The sequence below is a fragment of the Synechococcus sp. BIOS-U3-1 genome (assembly GCF_014279975.1).
Lineage (GTDB): Bacteria > Cyanobacteriota > Cyanobacteriia > PCC-6307 > Cyanobiaceae > Synechococcus_C.
Window position 1 is genome coordinate 470842 of record NZ_CP047936.1, and the last position, 12571, is coordinate 483412.

Here is a 12571-nt window from a genome sequence, read left to right on the forward strand (position 1 = left end):
GGTTCTCCTCACTGATCGAATCAAATGAGTGGAATCGACTGCTCAGGTACTGATTGGCCATTGGGGAGGATCCGGTGGTGGATCCTCTGAGGCCAGAAAAAACGTCGGTTGACAATCGTACCAGCCGCCCTTGCTGAAAATCGTCTCTGGATAACCAGCACGCAGCAGGCAGAGTCCCTGCGGCGGTGCTCCGTCCTTCACTTCATTCCGGCGAAGCTCTCTCCAACGGCGTTCAAAGTGCTCTGGGGTCAATCGGTGCTCTCCCACAGCCACCAGCTGGCCCGTCAGCAGACGCACCATTCCATAAAGAAAACCACTGGCCTGTATTTCAAAATGGATCAGGTCTCCATGCCGTTGGATGGAGACGTCCTGGACTGTTGTGCGCGAATGGGATCTTCGGCTGCCTGCGCGTTGGAACGCTGCGAAGTCATGACGTCCCAGCAAGCCATGAAGTGCCTGTTCCATCGCCTGTTCATCCAGTCGTCTCTGGTAGCGATGCCAGCTCCAGGGAGCAAGAAACAGATTTGGCCTTCGTCCGTTGTAAAGGGTGTACCGGTAGCGCCGGTAGCTGGCGGAGTAGCACGCATGCCATTCAAGCGGACGCTCCACTGCTTCTCGTACCCGGATCGTGGACGGCAAACGGCCATTGAGAGCCGGTGCCCAGCGGCTGGCTGGAATGGGTCCGCAACTGTCGAAATGCACCACCTGGCCGGATGCATGCACGCCAGCATCGGTTCGCCCTGCAGCCACGGTCCGTATCTGCCGATGGGGTTCGAGCGCTGAGATCGCCTTGTCGAGCACCGATTGCACACTGGTGCCGTTGGCTTGACGTTGCCATCCACAAAACGAAGACCCCTCGTACTGGAGACTGAGGGCAATCCGTTTGGGACGGATGCCAACAGAATCAGCCGAGGAGTCCGGGATGGTGATTTGTGTGATGCTGGCGCTGGTTTTTAGACCAGTTCGATAATGGCCATCTCAGCATTGTCCCCGCGACGGCGCACAGTGCGAGTGATGCGGGTGTAGCCACCTTTGCGATCGCCGTAGCGATCGGGAGCTTTGTCGAACAGGGCATGCACAAGTTGCTTGTCGTACACGTATCCAAGAACCCTGCGCCGTGAGGCAAGGCTGCCCTCCTTAGCGAGAGTGATCATCCTTTCGGTTTCGTCACGCAGTGCTTTGGCACGGGCCTTGGTGGTGGTCACACGACCTTCGCGAATCAACTGTGTTGTGAGGCCGCGAAGCATGGCTTTGCGTTGGTCAGCAGGACGTCCCAGCTTTGGGACTCGACATTGGTGGCGCATGGTTCTGGAGGGGCTGCAGTACGGGGGCGGGGAAGAGTCAGACGCTGGTGCGGCTCTGAGGGATCTGGATGCCGATCCTTTCAAGCGCTTCAATTACCTCATCAGCCGACTTGGAACCGAAGTTCTTGATCTCCAGCAGATCCTCGTAGCTGAAGCCCATCAGATCGGAGACGGAATTGACCTGAGCGCGCTTCAGGCAGTTGTAGGCACGCACAGACAGATTCAATTCCTCGAGAGGAATCTGAGCCTCGGCGGTGGGCTCAGGTTCTGCCTGAACTTCTTCCACCATGGTGACGGTGGCGAGAGGTTGGAAGAGCTCGATCAGCTGGTTCGCGGACTGAGCGATGGCATCGTCAGGTGTGATCGAACCATCAGTCACCACTTCCATGCGCAGGCGCTCGCGAGCGGAACCACCTTCAGCGACTGCCGTTTCATCAATAGTGAAGTTCACCCGTTGCACGGGCATGAACACAGAATCGATCTGGAGAAGATCGATAGCACTGGTGTCCTCGTTGTGACGATCGACGGGGCGATAGCCCACACCGCGCTCGACATGAACCTCGAGCTCGAGGCTGTAGCCATCGCTCACTGTGGCGATCACGCGCTCTCCGTCCACCACCTGAACCTGCGAGGAGAACTGGAGATCGCGTGCCTTCACCGTTGCGGGACCGGCAATCACAAGACGGCCGATCTCTAACTCGTTGGTGCGGCTATTAACCGTGATCTGTTTGCAGTTCAGCAGGATGTCGAGCACGTCTTCCCGAACTCCGGGAATGGTCGCGTACTCGTGATTGACGCCGGCAATCCGGACTGCAGTGACAGCGGTGCCTTCAAGGTTGCCCATGAGCACACGCCGCAGGGAATTGCCCAGGGTTGTGGCTTGGCCTCGTTCGAGGGGGCCAATGAGAAAGACACCGGTTTGGGAGCGATCGTCAGAGATCTGATGCTCGATACGGTCGATCTGGTATTGCAACACGGTCTGAGGCGGGGGAGAGAGGGACCTGAACAGGGACGCGTTGGTTTAGACGCGCCGACGCTTGGCACGACGACAGCCGTTGTGTGGCAAGGGAGTGACGTCTCGGATCAGCGTGATTTCCAAACCTGCAACTTGTAAAGCACGGATGGCGGTTTCACGACCTGATCCGGGGCCACGCACAAGCACTTCGATCTGGCGCATGCCCTGCTCTAGAGCCCTGCGAGCGGCTGCTTCGGCTGCAGTCTGCGCTGCAAACGGGGTGCCCTTGCGAGCACCTTTGAAGCCGCTGGCACCTGCCGAAGACCAGGAGATCACTTCTCCGGTGGTATCGGTGATCGAGACGATCGTGTTGTTGAAGGTGCTCTGGATGTGGGCAACGCCGTTGGGAACGTTGCGCTTGGCCTTCTTGGGGCCTGATTTTTTGACTGTTTTGGCCATGGGCCTGGAGATGGAGAGGTCTTAAGGGACTGAAGGATCCGATTGGCCGAAGTGGCTTATTTCTTCTTGCCGGCCACGGTCTTGCGAGCTCCGCGACGCGTTCGTGCGTTCGTGCGTGTCCGCTGTCCGCGCACTGGAAGACTCATTCGATGGCGACGACCGCGCACGCAACCGATGTCCTGGAGGCGCTTGAGGGCCATGCCCTCTTGTCGGCGCAGATCACCTTCGATGGTGAAGGCTTCGGTGGCACCGCGCAGTTTCTGCACATCACCGTCCTCAAGATCCTTCACCCTGATGTCGGGGTTGACACCGCTTTTGGAAAGGATGGTTCTGGCCCGGGTGGGGCCGATTCCGTAGATGTAGGTGAGTGCGACTTCGATCCGCTTATCGCGGGGAATGTCGACACCAGCAATCCGTGCCACTGAGCAATTAATCGAGGTGGACAATGACTTCCATTACCTGGGAAGTCTTCAATTCAGGTTGGCAGAGTCAGGTTCCCTGCCTTAAACGACTGACCGAGGCTTCAGCCTTGGCGTTGTTTGTTGCGAGGGCGCTTCTTGTTGATCACGTAGATGCGACCTCTGCGCTTAACGATTTGATCGTCAGGGCTGATTTTTTTAACTGAGGAACGCACCTTCATGGGGCGAAGCTCTCCATTGTTGCAAACAGCTACCGTACCACAGTGGGTCAAGCAACAATTCTTTCAATCCTCTCAGCAATGGCTTCAACACTGCCGTTGGCCTGCACTCTGACCAGCAGGTTTTGACTGCTGTAATGATTGATTAGGGGAGCTGTTTGCTGCTTGTAGACCTCAAGACGGTTACGGATCACATCCTCGTTGTCGTCTGCACGACCGCGGCCGAGCAGTCGCTCAATCAGTACGGAGTCATCCAGTTCCAGCAATACGACGCTCTCAATGGCTTGATTGAGTTCCTGGAGCAGCGGCGCCAGCGCTTCGGCCTGGGCCACGTTGCGTGGAAAGCCATCCATAAGCCAGCCCTGGCCATTGAGAGCAGACAGCTGTGCCTTAACGATGGCCAGCACCAGGCTGTCTGTGACTAGTTCCCCCCTGTTCATCACGGCTTCTGCCTCCTTGCCGAGGTCGCTGCCTGCGGCAACCTCAGCTCTGAGTAGATCGCCGGTGGATAGGTGACGAAGTCCGTGCTTTTCGCAGAGGAGCGCAGCTTGTGTGCCCTTTCCGGCTCCGGGCGGGCCCACGAACAGAAGACGTTGTTTCATGGCGGTTCTGGGTGGTTGGGTTAAAGGGGATCTTCAGGTGTGGAAGATCAGTTGCGGTTGTGTTGCTTCGTAGCGACTTCCTGAATGTGCTGTGTCACTGGCGCACCATTCCCTCGTAGCGCTGAGAGATCACATAGGTCTGGACCTGCTTGGCAGTGTCAATGGCAACACCCACCAGGATCAGCAGCGAGGTGGCTCCAAGTCCTTGGAACGTCTGCACATTGGTTGCTCGTTCCACGGCGGAGGGAATGATCGCGACAGCCCCAAGGAAAAGTCCGCCCAGCAGGGTGAGTCTGTTTTTGACACCTTCGAGGTAATTCGCCGTTGCGGTTCCAGGCCTGACCCCTGGGATCGCCACCCCTCCGCGCTTGAGATTGCTGGCGACATCCACAGGGTTAAAGGTCAGAGATGCATAGAAGTAGGAGAAGCCAAGAATCAGGGAGAAGAACACCAGGGCATAAGGCCATGGATTTGAGCTGCCTGGATTCAAGGCAGTGGCTGCTCTGATCAGAAATGAATTTTGGCTGAAGTTGGCGATCGTGATCGGCAGAAAAATCAGGGCCGAGGCAAAAATGATCGGCATCACGCCGCCGGCGTTGAGCTTTAGAGGCAGGTAGCTCTGCCGATTGGGCAACACGGCTCCGCCACCCACCTGACGCTTCGCGCTGACGATCGGAAGCCGGCGCTGTCCCTCCTGCACAAAGATGATTCCCACGATCGTGACCAGGAACACCAGAACCAGGATCACGATCCCAAACACATCATTGCGATCACCGGTCTGAGCTTTTTCAATCGTGGAACCGAGGGCCTGAGGCAGGGTGGCCACGATGTTCAGGAAGATCACAAGAGAGGCTCCCTGGCCGATGCCTCGCTCCGTGATCACTTCGCTGAGCCACATCACGATCATCGATCCGGTGACTAGAGCAAGGGCCGTCTGCACGACGAACACCCCAACAGGAAGTCCTTCCATTGCATAGGGGCGCAGGATCATGGCGAAGACCACGCTCTGAATCAGACCCCAGCCAAGTGCGACATAGCGAGTGATCTGAGCGAGTTTGCGGCGACCTGCTTCTCCCTCATTCTTTTGTAGATCTTCCAGTTGAGGCAGGGATGCTGTGAGCAGCTGAAGGATGATCGAGGCATTGATGAACGGCAGGATCCCCAGAGCGAAAATCCCCAGGGTGGAAATTCCGCCACCGGTGAAGATGTCGAGAAAACCAATCAGTTGTCCACCCTGCTGGATGAACTGCTCGAAAGCGACACGGTCGATGCCTGGCATCGGGATATAGATGCCGAGCCGCACCAGCATTAACAATCCCAGGGTTGTGAGAACCCTTCCCCTCAGCTCAGGGTTCTGAACCAGCTGGGTGATGACTTCACTGGCGCTGGGATTACGTCCCCGACTGACGAGCATGGAACAGAGATTGGGTGATTGAGCTTGAAGCAGCAAAGCCGTCCGCGGATGATGATCCGGCGGACGGCGCAGACATTAGATCCGTGGAGGTCGATCGATGGATCTCAGTCCAGCAGTTCGCAGGTGCCACCGGCGGCTTCGATTTTAGTTCGAGCTGATGCCGTGAAAGCGGCGGCCTGAACCGTGAGCTTGGCCTTGAGTTCCCCATTACCAAGGATTTTCAGAGGGTGCTTAGGGCTGGTCACAATGCCAGCCTTGACCAGTGAGTCGAGGTTGACAGTGCTGCCGGCCTTGAGCTCATTCAGTGCTGACACATTCAAGACGGTGAAGTTCTTTGGATTCACCAAAGTGAAGTGCTTCAGCTTGGGCACTCGCCTGTACAGAGGCATTTGACCACCCTCAAATCCAGGGCGGGTCGGCCGGCCGGAACGGGATTTTTGGCCACGCATGCCGAAGCCACAGCTCGCACCTTGGCCGGCGGCGATGCCGCGACCTTTGCGTAGTTTGCGGCGTCGGGCACCTTTATTGGGCTTGAGGGAATCGAGTCGGAGAGTCATGGGGAATCAGGAATAGATCTGCTCGAGGGAGATCCCCCGTTCCTTGGCGGTCTCCTTGTGAGTGCGGAGACTGTTGAGAGCCACCATGGCGGCTCTTGCGTTGTTCAGAGGGGTTTTGCTGCCCAGTCGTTTAGCCAGCACGTTTTTAATGCCAGCCAACTCGAGAACTGTGCGAATCGAGCCGCCTGCGATGACGCCGGTACCAGGAGCTGCGGGACGAATCAACACGCTGGCCGCACCGTCGCGACCGTTGGACAGGGTCGGAATGGAGTTGTGACGGGTCAGAGGCACTTTGACGAGATGCTTCTTGCCGTCAGCAACACCCTTGCGTACGGCACCGATCACGTCGCCGGCCTTGCCGACACCGACGCCGACCTGACCGCGTTCATTTCCGACAACAACAATGGCCCGGAAGCTCATCTTCTTGCCGCCTTTCACGGTTTTAGACACGCGGCGGATCTGTACAACCCGCTCCTGCCATTCGGAGTCACGCTCTTGATTGCGTCGGTCACCACGGCGTCCGCCACGGCGATCACCACGGTCGCGCCCCCCTCCACGGCGCTGCTCCTGCTGTTGGCCTTCAGCCGCAGCAGGCACATCGGCCGCCGAGGGCACGTTGTTGGGATTGGTCTGGGTGTTGGAATCGGTCATGTTGAGAGCAGGATCAGAACTGAAGGCCCGCTTCCCGGGCGGCGTCGGCAAGGGCTTTCACCCGGCCGTGGTATAGGTTGCCGCCGCGATCGAAGACCACCTGTTGGATGCCCTTGGCGAGAGCGCGCTTGGCCACCAGTTCACCGACGGCTACAGAAGCATTGCAGTTGTTGCCGTTGGCCTTGAGGCTAGTGCGTAGGTCTTTATCAACGGTCGACGCTGAACAGAGCGTGCTCTGGGCGTCATCGTCAATGACCTGGGCATAGATGTGAGTGTTGGAACGGAATACGGCCAGGCGGGGTTTGCCGGCAGTGCCGCTTAGGTGACGACGCAGGCGTCGATGACGCTTCTGGGTCTGTTGTTTACGGGAGAGGGTCGACATGTTGGATAAAGAAGAACGGCGTCTAGCAGTGAATTACTTTTTGCCCGACTTGCCTGCCTTGCGGAGGATCCATTCGCCCTCGTACCGGATTCCTTTGCCCTTGTAGGGCTCAGGCGGACGGATGGCGCGAATTTTGGCGGCTTCATTACCCACCAATTCCTTGTCGATCCCAGAAACAATCACCTTGGTGTTGTTCTCAACTTTGAAGGTGATGCCGTCAGGAGCTGCAAGCTCGATGGGGTGGCTGTAACCAGCCGAGACAACAAGGGTTGTGCCTTTCACTTGAGCCCTGGAGCCAACACCAATGATTTCCAGGCTTTTGCTGAAACCGCTCTCCACGCCAACGATCATGTTGTTGACGAGAGCGCGGCAAAGGCCATGGCGCTCGCGGGAGGTGCGCTTGCTGCTGGTGGGGGACAACACGATGGTGTTCTCCACCTGATCGATGCTGACGCCCTCAGGAAGTGTGCGTTTGAGCTCACCCTTCGGTCCCTTGACGGTGACAGCGAGTCCGTTGAGGCTCACGGTCACCTTTTCAGGGATGGGGATGGGGGATTTACCGATACGTGACATGGTTGTGGCTCCAGATCAAAGGACGTAGCAGAGCACTTCACCGCCTACGCCCTGCTTTCGGGCGTCGCGGTCGCTCATCACACCTTTGGAGGTGGAGATGATCGCCACCCCCAGTCCGCCGAGGACCTTGGGAAGGCCTCGGGTGTTCTTATAGATGCGCAGGCCTGGCTTGCTCACCCGCTGCATGGAGCGGATCGTGGGTTGGCGGTTCTTGCCGCTGTACTTGAGTTCCAGAACCAAATTGGTCTGGACTCCCTCGCCTTCTTCGCTGATCTCAGCGATGAAGCCTTCCTGTTGCAGCACTTTGGCGATGCTGCGAGACATTCGGGAAGCAGGTACTTTCGTGCTCTGGTGACGTTTCTCACTCGCATTACGAATGCGGGTAAGCATGTCGGAAATAGGGTCGTGATTGGCCATAGTTTTTTCCGAGGAGGGCTCAGTTACTGCGGAACGGCATTCCCATCTCGCGGAGGAGGGACCGGCCCTCTTCATCCGAACGGGCAGTGGTCACGATGGTGATGTCCATGCCCCTGATGGCGTCGATTTTGTCGAAGGAGATTTCAGGGAAGATGATCTGTTCTCTCACTCCCAGGGTGTAGTTGCCACGTCCGTCAAAGCTCTTAGGGCTGACGCCACGGAAATCGCGGATGCGTGGCAGTGCCAGGTTGATCAGTCGCTCCAGGAATGCGTACATCCGATCACCGCGCAGAGTTACGGCACAGCCGATCGGCATGCCTTCGCGGATCTTGAAGCTGGCGATGGCTTTCTTGGCTCGGGTCACCACCACTTTCTGGCCGGTGATCTGAGCAAGTTCGTTGACCGAGGCTTCTAGGGCCTTGGCATTCGCTGCAGCTTCGCCAAGCCCCCTATTGACGGTGACTTTGACCACCTTGGGGACTTCATGGACGTTGGAGAGACTGAGATCTTTCAGCAATTTGGGCTGAATGGTCTCCCAGTAGCGCTGTTTCAGTGACATGGCTGGGGAATGAGACTTCTGGACTTGGTCAGAAGGCGGATCGAGGTGATCAGTCGATCACTTCGCCGGTTTTCTTGAGGCGACGCTTTTTGCTGCCGTCCTTTTCAGTGATCAGCTCGACTCGGCTGGTCACTTTCTTGTCGGTGGAATAGATCATCACGTTGGAGGCATGCAGTGATGCCTCTTCGGTGACGATTCGACCGCTTTCACCCTCTTGAGTGGGTTTGACGTGGCGAGTGCGCATGTTCACGCCCTCCACGATCACGCGGTTTTCAGTGGGCAAAGTGCGCAGGACCTCTCCGGTCTTGCCCTTGTCCTTCCCAGTGATCACCTGAACGGTGTCGCCTTTACGGAGGCGCATCTTGATGCGCTGCGCTGCGGCGGATTTCGGAGTTGCAGTTGCCATCTCAGATCACCTCCGGAGCGAGAGAGACGATTTTGGTGAAGTTCCGGTCGCGCAATTCGCGGGCCACAGGCCCAAAGACGCGGGTGCCTTTGGGGTTTTTGTCATCGTTAATGATGACGGCGGCATTGTCGTCAAACCGGATGGAGTTGCCGGTATCACGACGAAGTGTGGCTTTGGTGCGGACCACCACGGCCTTGACCACGTCAGACTTTTTCACGCCCATATTGGGCATGGCGTCTTTCACAGCCGCCACGATCACGTCGCCCACATGGGCGTAGCGACGATTGCTTCCCAGCACGCGGATGCACTGGATGCGCTTGGCTCCGCTGTTGTCGGCAACGGTGAGAAAGGATTCCTGCTGAATCATTTGTTGACCTCCTCAGCCTTCTGGCTGTGGCTGATCACTTCGGCGACGGCCCAGCGCTTGTGGCGGCTGAGCGGACGGGTCTCAGTGATGCGAACACGGTCGCCAACGCGAACACTGTTGTTTTCGTCGTGAGCTTTGTAACGGGTGGTACGGCTAACCGTCTTTTGGTAGATGGGGTGGGGAAAGCGGTTTTCCACCGCAACCACCACCGTTTTGTCCATCTTGTCGCTGACGACGGTGCCGACCCTTTCCTTAAGTGCCATGGGTATGAATTGAAGGATCAGGAGGCGGTGGAGCTTTGGCGCTCCTTCTGCACCGTCAGCAGTTGGGCCAGCTTGGTGCGGCTCTGCTTGAAGCGGTGGGTGTTGGCCAGCTGCCTGGTGGCTTGCTGGAAGCGCAGATCGAACAGCTCGCGACGGAGACCGACGATCTGCTCTGTGATGTCTGCATCGGAGAGCTGACGCAGTTCGGAGGCATTGGGATTGGCCATGATCAGGACTCCACGGAGGCGGAAGCAGCGGCCGGAGCTTCCGCACCGGATGTCTGCTCCTGTTCATCGAGAGTGATGAACTTGGTCTTTACAGGCAGCTTGTATTGCGCAAGGCGCATGGCTTCCTTGGCAATTTCAGGAGTGATTTCGTCACCCCCCATCTCAAAAAGAATCCTGCCTGGCTTAATCACCGCCACCCAGAATTCTGGGTTGCCTTTACCTGAACCCATTCGGGTCTCGGCAGCGCGCATGGTGACTGGCTTGTCAGGGAAGATCCTGATCCAGATTTTTCCGCCGCGTTTGACATAGCGGGTCATGGCACGACGGCTGGCCTCGATCTGGCGCGAGGTGATCCAGCCGCACTCCTGTGCTTGCAGAGCGAACTGGCCGAAGGCGATGGTGTTGCCACGAGTGGCGACACCGCGCATGCGGCCGCGTTGCTGCTTACGGAATTTGACGCGTTTTGGACTAAGCATGGTTCAGGCCTCCTGTTCAACCCTCGTTGGAGCGGTCTTCGAACTGTTGGGGCCTGCGACCGGCCCGACGCCGTGGGGATGCCCCCACAGGCAGTTGCTGCTGGGCTTCGTCACCCAGCACTTCGCCCTTAAACACCCAGACCTTGATGCCGAGCACCCCGTAAGTGGTGCTGGCGACCTTGGTGGCGTAGTCGATGTCAGCGCGAAGGGTGTGCAGCGGCACCCGACCTTCACGCGTCCATTCGGTGCGGGCGATCTCAGCCCCGTTGAGGCGACCTGAAACCTGGATTTTCAGGCCAAGAACGCCGGCTCGTTGAGCTCGCTGAACGGCCATGCGGATCGTGCGACGGAACGCCACACGCTTCTCAAGCTGTTGAGCGATGTACTCGGCAAGCAGGAAGGCATCAGCATCGACACGCTCGACCTCGACCACATTGATCCGAACCTGACGGTTGAGATCACCAACGGTTTTCTGAATGCCTGAGCGCAGCTCTTCGATGCCACTGCCCTGGCGTCCAACCAACACACCGGGGCGTGCGGTTTTCAGCTCCACTTCGAGCTGATCTGCCTTGCGGGCGATCAGCACGTCACTGATACCTGCGGAGCCATATTTCTTGTGGATGAACTTGCGAATCCGGTCGTCCTCTTGAAGGAGGCTCGGATAACTCTTGCTGGGTGCGTACCAGCGTGACCGGTGTTCCTGGGTAATCCCCAGGCGTAAGCCGGTTGGATGGATTTTGTGTCCCATCAGTCGGGGTGCTCGGGGGTCAGGAGTCGGTCTGGGGTGCCACAGCAATGCTGATGTGGCAGGTCTGCTTTTTGATCGCGAATGCACGACCTTGGGCTCGGGGGCGATAGCGCTTCATGGAGGGACCCATGTCGGCGCTGGCCTGTGAGATCACCAGGGTTGAAGGGTCAAGTCCGAGGTTGTGCTCGGCATTGGCCACTGCAGAACGCAGAACCTTGGTGATAGGACCCGTGGAGCGGTACGGCATGAACTCGAGCATGATCAGCGCGTCGCGATAACTGCGACCGCGGATCTGATCGAGCACCCGCCGAACCTTGGATACGGAACCGCGGATGAAGCGACCGTGGGCCTGGGCGGTAGTTGCCGTTGGGGATGACGTTGTCATGGTCTCAGCGGCCTCCTTTCTTGTCTTTGATGTGGCCTTTGAAGGTGCGAGTCGGTGCGAATTCACCGAGCTTGTGGCCCACCATTTGTTCGGTCACGAAGACCGGCACGTGGGTACGGCCGTTGTGAACTGCAATGGTGTGGCCGATCATCATCGGCAGGATCGTGGAAGCCCTTGACCACGTCTTGATTACCGATTTGTCATCGGCGGCATTTTGCTTTTCAACCTTGCGAAGCAGGCTGTCGGCAATGAAAGGGCCTTTTTTAAGTGAACGTCCCATGGCGGATTAAGCGAACGACAGAATGGTGTGCAGCATCATGAGTCGCGTCCGCCACGGCTCCGCTTGGACGTCTTGCGACGTTTGCGGAGGACGAACTTGTTACTCGGCTTGTTGCGCTTGCGAGTCTTGAGGCCCAAAGCAGGCTTGCCCCAAGGAGTGACAGGACCGGAGCGGCCAATTGGAGCTCGACCTTCACCACCACCATGAGGGTGATCGCAGGGATTCATCACACTGCCCCGCACCTGAGGTCGGCGTCCAAGCCAGCGGCGTCGACCTGCCTTGCCAAGGCTGGTGTTGCGGATCTCCGAGTTACCGACTTCTCCGATGGTGGCGTAGCACTCACGGCGGACTAGGCGAACCTCAGTGGATGGCAGCTTCAGGGCGACGTAATCACCCTCCTTGGCCATCACCTGAGCGCTGGCTCCAGCAGTTCGGACCATTTGACCACCGCGACCGGCGTAAAGCTCGACGCAGTGAACGCTGGAACCGAGAGGAATGTCGGAGAGTGGCATGGCATTGCCAATCTCAATGGGAGATTCAGGGCCAGACACCACGGTTTGACCAATGGTGACTCCCGCAGGCGCCAAGATATATCGCTTCTCACCATCGGTGTAGAAGAGAAGGGCCAGCCGCGCATTGCGGTGCGGGTCGTAATGAATCGCGGCCACCTTGGCGGGCACGCCGAGTTTGTTGCGTCGGAAATCGACGATGCGGTATTGCCGCTTATGGCCACCGCCACGATGGCGGCAGGTGATCACACCGCGGTTGTTGCGTCCTTTGCGGCGGTGCTTAGACCCCACAAGTGAACGTTCCGGTTTGCGGCCGGTGACTTCACTGAAGTCAGTGACGACCCGGGTTCGGGTGCCGGGTGTATAGGGACGGAAGGTACGGATTGCCATGACGTTTCAG

Annotated in this window: 23 protein-coding genes; all 23 read right to left on the reverse strand. The window is 58.0% G+C overall.

Annotated elements, in window-relative coordinates; translation table 11 throughout:
• Positions 1 to 42: 42 nt before the first annotated feature.
• A complete protein-coding gene (gene truA, locus SynBIOSU31_RS02185) occupies positions 43 to 930 on the reverse strand; it encodes a tRNA pseudouridine(38-40) synthase TruA (protein WP_370593698.1) in 888 nt (295 codons plus the stop codon).
• 23 nt (positions 931 to 953) lie between these two features.
• The gene (rplQ, locus tag SynBIOSU31_RS02190; protein ID WP_186491738.1) at positions 954 to 1304 is read right to left on the reverse strand and encodes a 50S ribosomal protein L17; all 351 of its coding nucleotides are present in this window, start codon (positions 1302 to 1304) and stop codon (positions 954 to 956) included.
• Between the two features lie 37 nt (positions 1305 to 1341).
• A complete protein-coding gene (locus tag SynBIOSU31_RS02195) occupies positions 1342 to 2280 on the reverse strand; it encodes a DNA-directed RNA polymerase subunit alpha (RefSeq protein ID WP_186491741.1) in 939 nt (312 codons plus the stop codon).
• A gap of 45 nt (positions 2281 to 2325) precedes the next feature.
• Positions 2326 to 2718, reverse strand: a complete 393-nt coding sequence (gene rpsK, locus SynBIOSU31_RS02200) for a 30S ribosomal protein S11 (RefSeq protein ID WP_066904496.1) — start codon at positions 2716 to 2718, stop codon at positions 2326 to 2328.
• A 56-nt stretch (positions 2719 to 2774) separates the two neighbouring features.
• On the reverse strand, positions 2775 to 3140 hold the full coding sequence (rpsM, locus tag SynBIOSU31_RS02205; protein ID WP_186491743.1) for a 30S ribosomal protein S13: 366 nt from the start codon (positions 3138 to 3140) through the stop codon (positions 2775 to 2777).
• A 101-nt stretch (positions 3141 to 3241) separates the two neighbouring features.
• Positions 3242 to 3358, reverse strand: a complete 117-nt coding sequence (rpmJ, locus tag SynBIOSU31_RS02210) for a 50S ribosomal protein L36 (RefSeq protein WP_066904998.1) — start codon at positions 3356 to 3358, stop codon at positions 3242 to 3244.
• Between the two features lie 47 nt (positions 3359 to 3405).
• A complete protein-coding gene (locus tag SynBIOSU31_RS02215; protein WP_186491745.1) occupies positions 3406 to 3957 on the reverse strand; it encodes an adenylate kinase in 552 nt (183 codons plus the stop codon).
• A gap of 94 nt (positions 3958 to 4051) precedes the next feature.
• The gene (secY, locus tag SynBIOSU31_RS02220) at positions 4052 to 5371 is read right to left on the reverse strand and encodes a preprotein translocase subunit SecY (protein WP_186491746.1); all 1320 of its coding nucleotides are present in this window, start codon (positions 5369 to 5371) and stop codon (positions 4052 to 4054) included.
• Between the two features lie 104 nt (positions 5372 to 5475).
• Positions 5476 to 5928: a 50S ribosomal protein L15 gene (rplO, locus tag SynBIOSU31_RS02225; protein ID WP_186491747.1), complete on the reverse strand. Its 453-nt coding sequence runs from the start codon at positions 5926 to 5928 to the stop codon at positions 5476 to 5478.
• Positions 5929 to 5934: 6 nt separating this feature from the next.
• The gene (gene rpsE, locus SynBIOSU31_RS02230) at positions 5935 to 6579 is read right to left on the reverse strand and encodes a 30S ribosomal protein S5 (protein ID WP_186491748.1); all 645 of its coding nucleotides are present in this window, start codon (positions 6577 to 6579) and stop codon (positions 5935 to 5937) included.
• 13 nt (positions 6580 to 6592) lie between these two features.
• On the reverse strand, positions 6593 to 6961 hold the full coding sequence (gene rplR / locus SynBIOSU31_RS02235) for a 50S ribosomal protein L18 (protein WP_186491749.1): 369 nt from the start codon (positions 6959 to 6961) through the stop codon (positions 6593 to 6595).
• 33 nt (positions 6962 to 6994) lie between these two features.
• Positions 6995 to 7534 carry a 50S ribosomal protein L6 gene (rplF, locus tag SynBIOSU31_RS02240; RefSeq protein ID WP_186491750.1) on the reverse strand — a complete coding sequence of 180 codons (540 nt, stop codon included), beginning with the start codon at positions 7532 to 7534 and terminating at the stop codon, positions 6995 to 6997.
• Positions 7535 to 7549: 15 nt separating this feature from the next.
• Complete coding sequence (gene rpsH / locus SynBIOSU31_RS02245) at positions 7550 to 7951, reverse strand: 30S ribosomal protein S8 (RefSeq protein ID WP_186491751.1); 402 nt, start codon at positions 7949 to 7951, stop codon at positions 7550 to 7552.
• A gap of 19 nt (positions 7952 to 7970) precedes the next feature.
• A complete protein-coding gene (rplE, locus tag SynBIOSU31_RS02250; RefSeq protein WP_186491752.1) occupies positions 7971 to 8510 on the reverse strand; it encodes a 50S ribosomal protein L5 in 540 nt (179 codons plus the stop codon).
• Positions 8511 to 8559: 49 nt separating this feature from the next.
• Complete coding sequence (gene rplX / locus SynBIOSU31_RS02255; protein ID WP_186491753.1) at positions 8560 to 8916, reverse strand: 50S ribosomal protein L24; 357 nt, start codon at positions 8914 to 8916, stop codon at positions 8560 to 8562.
• 1 nt (position 8917) lies between these two features.
• Positions 8918 to 9283, reverse strand: a complete 366-nt coding sequence (gene rplN, locus SynBIOSU31_RS02260) for a 50S ribosomal protein L14 (protein WP_186491755.1) — start codon at positions 9281 to 9283, stop codon at positions 8918 to 8920.
• Positions 9280 to 9546, reverse strand: a complete 267-nt coding sequence (rpsQ, locus tag SynBIOSU31_RS02265) for a 30S ribosomal protein S17 (protein WP_186491756.1) — start codon at positions 9544 to 9546, stop codon at positions 9280 to 9282. Before rpsQ ends, rplN begins: the two co-directional genes overlap by 4 nt.
• 17 nt (positions 9547 to 9563) lie before the next feature.
• Positions 9564 to 9773, reverse strand: a complete 210-nt coding sequence (gene rpmC, locus SynBIOSU31_RS02270) for a 50S ribosomal protein L29 (RefSeq protein ID WP_186491757.1) — start codon at positions 9771 to 9773, stop codon at positions 9564 to 9566.
• A 2-nt stretch (positions 9774 to 9775) separates the two neighbouring features.
• On the reverse strand, positions 9776 to 10249 hold the full coding sequence (gene rplP / locus SynBIOSU31_RS02275) for a 50S ribosomal protein L16 (protein ID WP_186491761.1): 474 nt from the start codon (positions 10247 to 10249) through the stop codon (positions 9776 to 9778).
• A 16-nt stretch (positions 10250 to 10265) separates the two neighbouring features.
• Entirely contained in the window at positions 10266 to 10997 is a 732-nt protein-coding gene (gene rpsC / locus SynBIOSU31_RS02280) for a 30S ribosomal protein S3 (protein WP_186491762.1), read from the reverse strand.
• A 19-nt stretch (positions 10998 to 11016) separates the two neighbouring features.
• Positions 11017 to 11382, reverse strand: coding sequence for a 50S ribosomal protein L22 (rplV, locus tag SynBIOSU31_RS02285; RefSeq protein WP_186491767.1), 366 nt, complete (start codon positions 11380 to 11382; stop codon positions 11017 to 11019).
• A 4-nt stretch (positions 11383 to 11386) separates the two neighbouring features.
• Positions 11387 to 11662, reverse strand: coding sequence for a 30S ribosomal protein S19 (gene rpsS / locus SynBIOSU31_RS02290; protein ID WP_006854824.1), 276 nt, complete (start codon positions 11660 to 11662; stop codon positions 11387 to 11389).
• Positions 11663 to 11697: 35 nt separating this feature from the next.
• A complete protein-coding gene (gene rplB / locus SynBIOSU31_RS02295; RefSeq protein WP_186491768.1) occupies positions 11698 to 12561 on the reverse strand; it encodes a 50S ribosomal protein L2 in 864 nt (287 codons plus the stop codon).
• Positions 12562 to 12571 lie beyond the last annotated feature (10 nt).

What these genes read in the sequence shown, in the direction of transcription:
- rplV (WP_186491767.1), bottom strand. Translation starts at nt 11,382, where the DNA reads ATGACAACGTCATCCCCAACGGCAACTACCGCCCAGGCCCACGGTCGC.
- rpsC (WP_186491762.1), bottom strand. Translation starts at nt 10,997, where the DNA reads ATGGGACACAAAATCCATCCAACCGGCTTACGCCTGGGGATTACCCAG.
- rplF (WP_186491750.1), bottom strand. Translation starts at nt 7,534, where the DNA reads ATGTCACGTATCGGTAAATCCCCCATCCCCATCCCTGAAAAGGTGACC.
- rplO (WP_186491747.1), bottom strand. Translation starts at nt 5,928, where the DNA reads ATGACTCTCCGACTCGATTCCCTCAAGCCCAATAAAGGTGCCCGACGC.
- rpmC (WP_186491757.1), bottom strand. Translation starts at nt 9,773, where the DNA reads ATGGCCAATCCCAATGCCTCCGAACTGCGTCAGCTCTCCGATGCAGAC.
- rplE (WP_186491752.1), bottom strand. Translation starts at nt 8,510, where the DNA reads ATGTCACTGAAACAGCGCTACTGGGAGACCATTCAGCCCAAATTGCTG.
- rplP (WP_186491761.1), bottom strand. Translation starts at nt 10,249, where the DNA reads ATGCTTAGTCCAAAACGCGTCAAATTCCGTAAGCAGCAACGCGGCCGC.
- rplN (WP_186491755.1), bottom strand. Translation starts at nt 9,283, where the DNA reads ATGATTCAGCAGGAATCCTTTCTCACCGTTGCCGACAACAGCGGAGCC.
- rpmJ (WP_066904998.1), bottom strand. Translation starts at nt 3,358, where the DNA reads ATGAAGGTGCGTTCCTCAGTTAAAAAAATCAGCCCTGACGATCAAATC.
- secY (WP_186491746.1), bottom strand. Translation starts at nt 5,371, where the DNA reads ATGCTCGTCAGTCGGGGACGTAATCCCAGCGCCAGTGAAGTCATCACC.
- rplX (WP_186491753.1), bottom strand. Translation starts at nt 8,916, where the DNA reads ATGGCAACTGCAACTCCGAAATCCGCCGCAGCGCAGCGCATCAAGATG.
- rpsE (WP_186491748.1), bottom strand. Translation starts at nt 6,579, where the DNA reads ATGACCGATTCCAACACCCAGACCAATCCCAACAACGTGCCCTCGGCG.
- rpsH (WP_186491751.1), bottom strand. Translation starts at nt 7,951, where the DNA reads ATGGCCAATCACGACCCTATTTCCGACATGCTTACCCGCATTCGTAAT.
- rpsK (WP_066904496.1), bottom strand. Translation starts at nt 2,718, where the DNA reads ATGGCCAAAACAGTCAAAAAATCAGGCCCCAAGAAGGCCAAGCGCAAC.
- rplQ (WP_186491738.1), bottom strand. Translation starts at nt 1,304, where the DNA reads ATGCGCCACCAATGTCGAGTCCCAAAGCTGGGACGTCCTGCTGACCAA.
- rpsQ (WP_186491756.1), bottom strand. Translation starts at nt 9,546, where the DNA reads ATGGCACTTAAGGAAAGGGTCGGCACCGTCGTCAGCGACAAGATGGAC.
- rplB (WP_186491768.1), bottom strand. Translation starts at nt 12,561, where the DNA reads ATGGCAATCCGTACCTTCCGTCCCTATACACCCGGCACCCGAACCCGG.
- rplR (WP_186491749.1), bottom strand. Translation starts at nt 6,961, where the DNA reads ATGTCGACCCTCTCCCGTAAACAACAGACCCAGAAGCGTCATCGACGC.
- SynBIOSU31_RS02215 (WP_186491745.1), bottom strand. Translation starts at nt 3,957, where the DNA reads ATGAAACAACGTCTTCTGTTCGTGGGCCCGCCCGGAGCCGGAAAGGGC.
- rpsS (WP_006854824.1), bottom strand. Translation starts at nt 11,662, where the DNA reads ATGGGACGTTCACTTAAAAAAGGCCCTTTCATTGCCGACAGCCTGCTT.